Origin of the sequence: Vibrio bivalvicida (genome assembly GCF_001399455.2) — a bacterium.
In the GTDB taxonomy this organism is placed as follows: Bacteria; Pseudomonadota; Gammaproteobacteria; order Enterobacterales; family Vibrionaceae; genus Vibrio; species Vibrio bivalvicida.
Map to the genome: position 1 here is coordinate 183004 of NZ_LLEI02000083.1, position 8752 is coordinate 191755.

At 39.2% G+C, this 8752-nt stretch carries 12 protein-coding genes; 1 reads left to right on the forward strand and 11 read right to left on the reverse strand.

Features of this window, described 5'->3' with window-relative positions; all coding sequences use genetic code 11:
* The first annotated feature begins 29 nt into the window (after nt 1-29).
* A complete protein-coding gene (locus tag APB76_RS20750) occupies nt 30-1553 on the forward strand; it encodes a recombinase family protein (protein ID WP_054962502.1) in 1524 nt (507 codons plus the stop codon).
* Here the strand turns inward: APB76_RS20750 and APB76_RS20755 are convergent.
* From APB76_RS20755 to APB76_RS20800, 11 genes are all read right to left on the reverse strand, one after another.
* Entirely contained in the window at nt 1538-2389 is an 852-nt protein-coding gene (locus APB76_RS20755) for a DUF2971 domain-containing protein (protein ID WP_054962503.1), read from the reverse strand. The two genes, APB76_RS20750 and APB76_RS20755, sit on opposite strands and share 16 nt — an antisense overlap.
* Nucleotides 2370-3002 (reverse strand): recombinase family protein, encoded by a 633-nt coding sequence (locus APB76_RS20760; RefSeq protein ID WP_054962504.1) that lies wholly within the window; start codon nt 3000-3002, stop codon nt 2370-2372. Before APB76_RS20760 ends, APB76_RS20755 begins: the two co-directional genes overlap by 20 nt.
* Nucleotides 3003-3134: 132 nt before the next feature.
* Nucleotides 3135-3281, reverse strand: a complete 147-nt coding sequence (locus APB76_RS23040; RefSeq protein ID WP_157633230.1) for a hypothetical protein — start codon at nt 3279-3281, stop codon at nt 3135-3137.
* A complete protein-coding gene (locus APB76_RS20765; protein ID WP_054962505.1) occupies nt 3253-3735 on the reverse strand; it encodes a hypothetical protein in 483 nt (160 codons plus the stop codon). Before APB76_RS20765 ends, APB76_RS23040 begins: the two co-directional genes overlap by 29 nt.
* 69 nt (nt 3736-3804) lie before the next feature.
* On the reverse strand, nt 3805-4791 hold the full coding sequence (locus APB76_RS20770; protein WP_054962506.1) for a baseplate tail-tube junction protein: 987 nt from the start codon (nt 4789-4791) through the stop codon (nt 3805-3807).
* Between the two features lie 130 nt (nt 4792-4921).
* Complete coding sequence (locus APB76_RS20775) at nt 4922-6277, reverse strand: hypothetical protein (RefSeq protein ID WP_054962507.1); 1356 nt, start codon at nt 6275-6277, stop codon at nt 4922-4924.
* On the reverse strand, nt 6270-6944 hold the full coding sequence (locus tag APB76_RS20780) for a T4 family baseplate hub assembly chaperone (RefSeq protein WP_054962508.1): 675 nt from the start codon (nt 6942-6944) through the stop codon (nt 6270-6272). The genes APB76_RS20775 and APB76_RS20780 overlap by 8 nt, the downstream gene beginning before the upstream one ends.
* Complete coding sequence (locus tag APB76_RS20785; RefSeq protein WP_054962509.1) at nt 6904-7311, reverse strand: hypothetical protein; 408 nt, start codon at nt 7309-7311, stop codon at nt 6904-6906. Before APB76_RS20785 ends, APB76_RS20780 begins: the two co-directional genes overlap by 41 nt.
* On the reverse strand, nt 7311-7508 hold the full coding sequence (locus APB76_RS20790) for a hypothetical protein (protein WP_054962510.1): 198 nt from the start codon (nt 7506-7508) through the stop codon (nt 7311-7313). Before APB76_RS20790 ends, APB76_RS20785 begins: the two co-directional genes overlap by 1 nt.
* 1 nt (nt 7509) lies before the next feature.
* A complete protein-coding gene (locus APB76_RS20795) occupies nt 7510-7713 on the reverse strand; it encodes a hypothetical protein (protein WP_054962511.1) in 204 nt (67 codons plus the stop codon).
* A 262-nt stretch (nt 7714-7975) separates the two neighbouring features.
* Entirely contained in the window at nt 7976-8458 is a 483-nt protein-coding gene (locus tag APB76_RS20800; RefSeq protein ID WP_054962512.1) for a hypothetical protein, read from the reverse strand.
* Nucleotides 8459-8752 lie beyond the last annotated feature (294 nt).

Below are 8752 nucleotides of genomic sequence, written 5' to 3' on the forward strand. Positions count from 1 at the left end.
CTCTTCATTTTTGTTGTAGTGAGAGCGTTATGGGTAAAGTGTATTCTTACATTCGATTCAGTAAGAAAGAACAAGGAGCAGGTTCTTCCACTGCTCGACAACTGAAATATGCCGAAGATTATGCAAAAAAGCATGGTCTCGAATTAGACAGCACTTTAGTAGATGACGGCTTATCCGCATATCACGCAAAGCACCTATCTAAAGGTGCATTAGGTCTATTTCTAGCTGCTGTTGAATCTGGTGATGTAGAACCTGATTCTACTCTTATCATTGAGCGTCTAGACCGACTATCTCGCCAAAAACCACGTCAAGCACAAGCCTTACTCTCACAAATCATCGACTACGGAATAACGGTCGTCACAGCATCCGATGGCGCTGTATACAACGAACAAACAATCGATGATGACCCAATGAAGCTAGTCTATAGCTTGTTGATTGCTATTAGAGCGAATGAAGAGTCCGAGACTAAAGCACAGCGAAGCAAAGCCGCTATCCAGCACAACATCAATCAGTTTCAAAAGCACAAGATTAGAAGTCTAGGTGGTGCTGTTCCTGCTTGGTTCGATAGATTGAATGCATCTCAAGGTTGGGAATACAAACTCAATGAGAAAGCTGACACAGTTAGAAGAATTGTAGAACTCAGCTTAAATGGTACTGGTGCGAAAACCATCGCACGAATCATTAACTCAGAAGGACATACAACGTTCGGCAAGTCTGAAAACTGGGGAATGACTTCTGTTGTTAGTGTACTCAAGAACCCAGCTTTGTTTGGCCGTCGAGTCGTTAACTCTAATGGCTCAATAATGTTAGATGACTACTACCCTGCTGTTGTATCTAGAAAGGACTTTGATGCTGTTCAATATCGACTGAACAAACGCAAGAACACTAAAGGCTCCGAGAAGTTCGTTAATCTAATCACTGGTCTAGGTAAAGGCTTCTGTACATGTGGATATTGTGGCTCTGCTATAGCTACTCAGAATCAGATTTTCAAAACTAAATCTGGTGAACGAATCGTTAGACGAATGCATTGCACAGCTACTAAAGAAAGTGGACAGTGCCATAGCTCTAAGCGAATAGAGAAAGTAGAAGAAGCTGTTTTAATGTTCATGATGGAGCGTAATTTAGATACGCTAAAAACTGGTGATACTCAGTCTTATGAAATCGAGATTGACACAATTGATAAGAAAATTCGTAAGATGGTGAGCCTACAACTTGCGTTAGAAACAAGTGAATTACCAGATGATTTCTTAGATAGCCTTGCTCAGTTAAGAGCGCGAAAAGCCGAGCTTTCAGACAAAGCAGCTAAAGGTGGAATCGATATTGAGCTAAATGAACAATTCAAAGCTCTAGGCGAGAAAGCTATTAAACTTGAGAACAGTGAGGCACGAACCACTGTTCGCCAGATAATCCGTGACAGTGTAGCAAGTATACGCATTTGGACATGTGGCGTCGAATTGGTCAATGAACCCGATATCGCTATCGAGTTCAAAAACGGCACTCGTGGGCTAATCTCGATTCGAGGACAAGAGATTATTGCTCAGCAACTTTCATAGTCCACAATCTCTAGTTGGTAAGTATTTTCTTTTAAACGAGCCAGCTTAATTTGGATATCTGGATTGGCGGATTTAGCAGTATTGATAACTAGTGTTTGCTGGTCTTTCGGCATTTTTTCACCGATAACGATTTCAGCTAAACATTCAGGCGGGTATGGCTGAGCATTGTCTTTCTCCAAACTCAACAGCCGAAACTCTTTCTCATATGCCCATGCAGAAGACTTTGTACCAATTGTCTGTGTCACCTCTTCTATCATGTTGCTTGGGGTTGCGTTTAGTACCATATTCGACCGTACAAAGTCAGAAATAGATAATGTGATAGGAGTGTCTTGATATTTTACCTCTATCGGCCGAATCGATAGTTCCTGCTCATAGTGAAAAGTAAGTAAGCTATCTCTATCGAAAACCAAACAGAATCCACGTAATCCATTAGCATAATGAGACCACATTAAATTCTCATACAAAGGGTCTAAGTCTGGGTCTTCATCATAGTGAGATAGGCACACAGCTTTAGAATCATGAACTGTCCCAATGAGAGCTTTCTTGAAATCTCTCGACACTAACTTATAAAGGAACTCCTTCTTGTTGGCACCATCATCAGTAATACCAAGCTCAGCTAGCATTTTCTGACGCTCTTCCTTATCGACTGCACTTTTTGATTTTGGCTCAGTATGCTCTAGCAATAGCTTTCTAGCTGAATTGCTTATCTTACCATCTAGGATATAGCTACCCTCGAACGGGTCATTAAAGTCATTGAGATTAGAAAACCACAGAGTATTATTAGCCAGCCCAGCCAAACTGTATGTATCTACTTGTCTAAATTTGTACAGCTTCATCTACAGCCTTAATATATCGATATAGTGTAGCGACACCAACACCTACTGCTTTGGCCGCCTGTTGTTTGGTTAGCTTATCGCTACTAGCCAGTAAATCAATAGCTTGCTTACACTTGGCAACCGTTTTATCACTTTGCTGCTTACCAATAAACTTATGCTTATTACGCTCGATACCCTCAGCTTGGCGTCTTCTTCTATCTTCGTAGTCTTTACGCGCCATTGTTGCCAACACATCCAGTAGCATCGTATTCACAGCATTGAGTACTTCATTGACTAAACCACTCTCTGATTTCTGTAGAGCCGCATAGCTGGTGGGTAAGTCAACAGACACAATCTTGATTCGTTTATCTTCTATGATGCGCTTTAGTTTCTTCCAGTCCGACGACTCTAAACGACTTAATCTATCGACCTGCTCGACCAACAGGGTATCGTCTTCATTGCAACTATCTATTAAGCGAAACAACTCAAGTCTATCTAACTTCGCACCACTTTCATTTTCAATATAGAATTCTGAGATTTCTACATTATGCTGTTTAGCAAATGCTGTTAAGTAATCAGTCGCCCTACTCGCGTCTTGCTCTTCGGTTGATGCTCTCAAGTATGCTTTAATCATTTAGGCTCCAAAACTGACTTATCAGATAACTCTATCGTTTAACTTCTCACTAGAGGTTTATGATAAATGGATACCAAATGAACCTAAACAATCATTTCGGTGCACTTATATGAGACACAAAAAAGCCGACTATCAATAGTCGGCTTCTTTCTTTCGTCGGCTGGCGGATTCTTCGGCTGTACCTTCTCTTTTCATTAAATCGTAGGTACTACCAATGAATACTGTTTCGTCACGCTTTCTTCTCTCGCGCTCAATACGAGCTTTTAGATTCTTGTTCATTGTATTGATTCCATAGGTCTATTAGTGCTTTTAACTCATCTTCGTTAATGACTTCTCGACCAGCTTCGTATGCATCAGCTAGGCCTTGCACTGTAATTTCAGATAAAAACTCTTCACTGCCAAGCTCTTCAAGCGTGTAGTACTCATCATCGGAATTTGCGCTTTGCTTTAGCTCACCTAATTCACTCTGCACCAACATCTGCTCTACTTTATGCTTATGCTTTAGAGTTTCTTGATACTGAACTTTCATCAATTCAGGATAAAGAGATACCAATATCTCTTGCTTGGCCTGAATTGTTAATTCGCCGATATTGAATCCGTTGCTACCTAGTAACTCACTGATAGACATCGCTTTGACCAACGCCTTTATTTCATTCCGGCGCTTTGCATTGCGAGACCGACTTTCCGCGCTTTTTACTTGGTTTTCTACCGCGTTTGTTTTGTTTATGTTCATATTCCCTCTCTTTAGGAAACTTTCCTAGCTACAGACTAGCTACTTTGTTACTGGCATTTAATGCACCATTTATTTAAAACTACCAAATGCAATTTCACCGGAATCTAACTCACCTAGATTTTTAGTTAAGTTTTTCCAGTACTGAGAATGCACAGGGCGAAGTTCTTTAAATGTAATTTCTAAATCAATAGCAATAGGGTCTCCTGCTGTATTTGCAAAAGTCTGACTGATTTGTTCAGGCGTTTTATTAGTTCTCACATTAGTAATCGCGCATGGTCCCATAGCAAATTTAGGTGTGTGTCTTAGTTTAGAATCACCATCAATCTTATTCACACGCTCTTCTAAGAACCATAACGGAGGTACTTCTAATGCAGTAAAGCCATTACCTGTTACATCAAAGTCAATATCACCAACACTTAACTCAACGACTTCATGAGATACTGAGGAACTGCTGTAGATATAGAATGCACTGATAATCTTACCGACTTCTTTCAGCTCACTTAGATTTCGCGGCCTAAACGCAAGATTAATCACTTGAGTTCTTAGGCCAGTGCTTGAGTACATCGAAGCACTTCGACCGCCTAGTATTTTACCCTCTTTCTGAGCGTTAAAGTTTCCACCAGCTTCTGCGCCAGCGACTTTAATTTTATCCATCACTGTAGTTAAAATAGACCCAGCTAGTTCTGTTGCTTTGTCGAATCCTGTTTCACCAGCCAGCTCAGGCATATTAGACGCTAAATCATTTAGAAAGCCGCCACCGCTATCATTGTAACCATGACTAATATTCTCATTGAGACTTGGCATATAAGTCTGAATCACAGCAACAGTTTGTTCACTAAATTTGCCTATAACAGATTCATTAGCACGAGCATCTATAGATGCATTCAATAGATTTTTTGACTCTACAGCATAGAACATCAGTTTAGTTGGATGCCTTGTATCTAAAGTCAAAGGATATTGAAATGTATTGATATTACTAGTGCCAATTTTACTTTGAGTGTGGCCTAAATCATTTAGAATCCAATGAGACTCTTCCTCTAGCACTTTAACGCTCATAGCAACTCCAATACCTTAGCGTAGGTCTCATCGACTACATACATTTCCTCACTTTCTGAGTCTTCTAGTGCTTGCATCAGCTCAGTGTTTGTACCGATAAAGATAATTTCTTCCATTAGCTACTCCTTAGCTATCTACTTGGTTGTGCGCCATAATTAATTGATGTTTCTTGGTGTTTGAATCCAAAACCTTGAGGGAAGTTATTAACAGTACTGTTATTAGAGTTAATAACACTCGCGTTAGCTGCAACGGCATTATGGATTTGTTCTTGGCGTTCGCGCTCTTGCCTTTGAACTTCTGCCTCTGCTCTCTCTACATAAGCTTGCTCAGTCGAAATAGTTTTACTCATCGATTCGCCAGATTTCATCTCGCTTTTGAGCTGTTCTGCATATTTCGCATATGCTGAATTCTCTCTAGAATTCTCAGAGAATCGATTAACACTTTCCATCGCACTGCTAGCCTTTTCACTAAAAGAGTTATTAGAAACCGAATCAGCAAAATCAATAGCATCTTTAGCTAACATCACCCAACCGATACCGGGAACCAATCTAGCAAGCCCTTTACCTACGAACTTTGCACCCGTTTTTGCAACGGAAGTAAATTTAGAAGCTCTAGATGATGTTCTATTATTCGTAGTCTTCGAGTTTGTGATATTGGTGTTTGTAGTGCTTATCGTTCTTTGATTTTGCTGGTGATTTTTAGTGATACCACCACCCTTGATTCGAGGGGTCAAAGTGCCAAAAGCACCTAGCAATCTACCTAGTGTTTTATTAATGGTGTTCAATATAGCGTTTGACGCAAGAGACAGACCCTTCATTAGCAAGCTCATATCACGCCATTGCTTTAAGAAACCAAACATCTCTTTTGTCTCTTTAAGAGTATCGGAGCTTGTTTCTGTCTCTTTCTGCTGTAAAGCTGTGACCTTCTTACTTTGCTTTTCTTGCCTCTCTGCTATGAACTTACCGTTATTGTTCACGACAGAATTACTAGATTGCTTCTCTACACTTTCGAACAGTCTTTCCGATTGGCTATCACTTCTCTCAATAACAGCTCTTCTTTCTCTGCCTTCTCTAGCTATACCCATTTGCTTATTAACATGGTCATACGCTTTAACCGCCTGACCGACTACTGGTATAGACTCAAGACTGCTTTTGATGCTGTCTGAGATACTTTCTAGAGAGCCGCCGACTAATCGAGCGATACCAGACGTTTCATGATTCTTTAGACGTTGAGAGACTGATTGGGTTTTGTAGAATTTACTATTGAGGCTTTTTCGTTGTTCGTATTCATCGATAGCGAGTTTTCTAAAGCTTTCTTTAAGCTCATCTAACTTCACCTCTCTATCAATCGTGTAGTCGTGGATTTCACCACCGTATTTCTCTAGTTTATCAGCTAGTTTCTTAAGTCTTTTTTCTCGCTTATCATCTAAAGCTTTAGTCATTTCGCTATGCTTTGCTAGATGTTTACTTAGCTCTTGCTCATCCACTTAAAATCTCCTCAGCTCCATGAAGAGCCACTGAATCAGTAGCACCACACTTACAGCTCAGATTAAGCATCACAAGAGGTCTAGCTGGATTTTGAATGTATTCCACTAACTTAATGAAAGATGGCGCATCTAAGTAATCTAGAACCTCTACACGCTCTTCTATCGAAAGGTCAGATACTATAGAACCATTCAACATAATCTTATCAACACATCTGATAGTTAAATTCAACAATTCAGATTGAGTTTCACCATCATTGAATAACTTCAACTCACCTAGAACTGGGTGCCTCATGTAGATGGTCATTTGACCAAATTCAAATGAATTATCTAACTCTTCAGGCAAATGAATTTCATTTAAACTCACATCCGAAGAAACTAACTCACCGCACTCATTACAAGTAAATTCTTCTGATTTGATTACATCATTAGACAGCCCCTTGATTTTCAAATACAAGAACTCTGCCTCGGAAATAGTAATCAAATCAGGGTCCTCAACATCGGTACAGTTAGATAGAACATAGTTCATTCGCTCATTGTCATTCATATCAGAGATATTGTTGATATCTTTCATCGCAAGATTTGACACATTGAAAGTCTTGTCACCATACTTAACAACTTCACTTTTCTTAAGCTCGTTTTTTAGTTGCTCTAGCATTTCTTTTTTCATCTTTCTTCCTAAATTTCTTGAACGCCATAGGTCCTTTATTGACTATATTTCCACTTGGTGCACCTGCTGCTATATCATCAGCATCACCACCATGGTCACCAGCGATATTAGCCTCGGACAATAGCAATTTAGCAGCAAGAGCGGTCGACGCAGGACGACCACCTACTTTTTCAATTTGTTGCTTGATGTTACGCACCAGACTATGAAACTTTGTATAGTGCTGCGTTTCATTAGATTTAGGCTTTCTAATCAAATTACCTTTAGCGTCGATGATTCCGACTTTATATGCTGTCCAGCTCTTAAAATCTTGTCTGAGTAAATTCAGAAAGCGCGTTGTATATATTGCGTCTGTGGTTTGTTTAATCATCAGAGTACCTCAACTACTGGGTAGTTCCTTTTACTATCAAACTCAGACACAGGCTCAATAACAAATTTATCTAATTCATTGCATGGAATAGTGATGCCCAATGCATTTAGAGTTTCAACGTTATGATATTTCTTAACATCTTTCGATAGCCCTTTAATTACAAAAGCTTCTAATGTTCTAGTGTTTCTTAAAATCATTTTAAATTCCTTGCCTGAATACTGACTGGCTTTGTTTAAAAGCATTGTGAAAAGCAATTACGCTAGCTGTTTTGTGTTGAATGCCATCAACGGCTGTCAGGTCTAATTCTAATGCTTGGTCAACAGCGGCAATTGCTTGATACAAACTTGTTTTTAGTTTATTGAGTTCTATTTCAATAGAATTCTCATTATTTTTATTTTTCATATTTCTCTATGTTTCGTGGTCAATAAACTACCTTACGAAAAATTATCCTTATTAAATTAAATATAATAATTCGTAAAAGCGGCTTCGCCGCGTGCCGTAGGCACTGTTCATTGGTTTGATAATTAGATAGATAATTGTTTATCGTCTAGTTAGTCAGTCGTATAATATAGACATCAAACGATATACGTGACTGTAGAAAAGAGTCAGTCCATGAGTGTAGAGAAACTGCGACTTATCGTCACTGATTAACTAATCTCTATTACTACCATGCACCTAGAATTTCATCTAAATCGTTGATTTCTATATTCGGCCTTTCTTTATTTGTCATTTCAGTGTCGACTTCCTCTCTTACAATAGCCTCATCAAAACCGAAGACCTTTAGCCGCCCATCAATTTCACCTAGCAATTTATCCGCTGGCTTATCATTGAATCTATGCGCCGCTAACACACCATAAAGCAGGTTGATTTCGTGCAGCTCAAACAATTGCTCATGGATGTCTTTTAATGTCTGGCTTATCATCTCAGCAATAAGCACACCGTCAATAGATGATAAACCTACTGATAAACGAAACTCATTTAACTTATCTTTGTTTTTATTGCTGTTATAGAAATCATTGGTATCGCTACCGATAAACTCACAGTGAGTTAAATAGGATTTAAGCTGGATGGCTAAGTGGTTCAAGTTGAGGACTCTATACTCTATATCTGATACTGGCACTTCACCATATTCATTGAATTGTTTCATTTTAATAACTCCAACGTTTCTTCTAGTAAATTATTACTTTTAGGTACAGGAGCTTTCATTTCCATAATATTTGCTGCTTCTTCAATTGCTTGTCTCATCGCCTACCCCCTCGTGGTATTCATCGTTTTTATTTTTCCACCAGAGAACACATCTCTTTTACACGCTATCTTCACTGCCTCTTTTGCGCTAGCTCCCGCCATCATTGCGCCAATGGCAAAATCTGAACCACTACCAATTGCGGCTTTGTTGCTTAATTAGGTGAGAATACATAATAGCCCAATACTGTTCAGTTCT

Coding starts and splice junctions, on each gene's coding strand:
- APB76_RS20750 (WP_054962502.1), top strand. CDS start 30: ATGGGTAAAGTGTATTCTTACATTCGATTCAGTAAGAAAGAACAAGGA.
- APB76_RS20755 (WP_054962503.1), bottom strand. CDS start 2,389: ATGAAGCTGTACAAATTTAGACAAGTAGATACATACAGTTTGGCTGGG.
- APB76_RS20760 (WP_054962504.1), bottom strand. CDS start 3,002: ATGATTAAAGCATACTTGAGAGCATCAACCGAAGAGCAAGACGCGAGT.
- APB76_RS23040 (WP_157633230.1), bottom strand. CDS start 3,281: ATGAACAAGAATCTAAAAGCTCGTATTGAGCGCGAGAGAAGAAAGCGT.
- APB76_RS20765 (WP_054962505.1), bottom strand. CDS start 3,735: ATGAACATAAACAAAACAAACGCGGTAGAAAACCAAGTAAAAAGCGCG.
- APB76_RS20770 (WP_054962506.1), bottom strand. CDS start 4,791: ATGAGCGTTAAAGTGCTAGAGGAAGAGTCTCATTGGATTCTAAATGAT.
- APB76_RS20780 (WP_054962508.1), bottom strand. CDS start 6,944: ATGAAAAAAGAAATGCTAGAGCAACTAAAAAACGAGCTTAAGAAAAGT.
- APB76_RS20785 (WP_054962509.1), bottom strand. CDS start 7,311: ATGATTAAACAAACCACAGACGCAATATATACAACGCGCTTTCTGAAT.
- APB76_RS20790 (WP_054962510.1), bottom strand. CDS start 7,508: ATGATTTTAAGAAACACTAGAACATTAGAAGCTTTTGTAATTAAAGGG.
- APB76_RS20795 (WP_054962511.1), bottom strand. CDS start 7,713: ATGAAAAATAAAAATAATGAGAATTCTATTGAAATAGAACTCAATAAA.
- APB76_RS20800 (WP_054962512.1), bottom strand. CDS start 8,458: ATGAAACAATTCAATGAATATGGTGAAGTGCCAGTATCAGATATAGAG.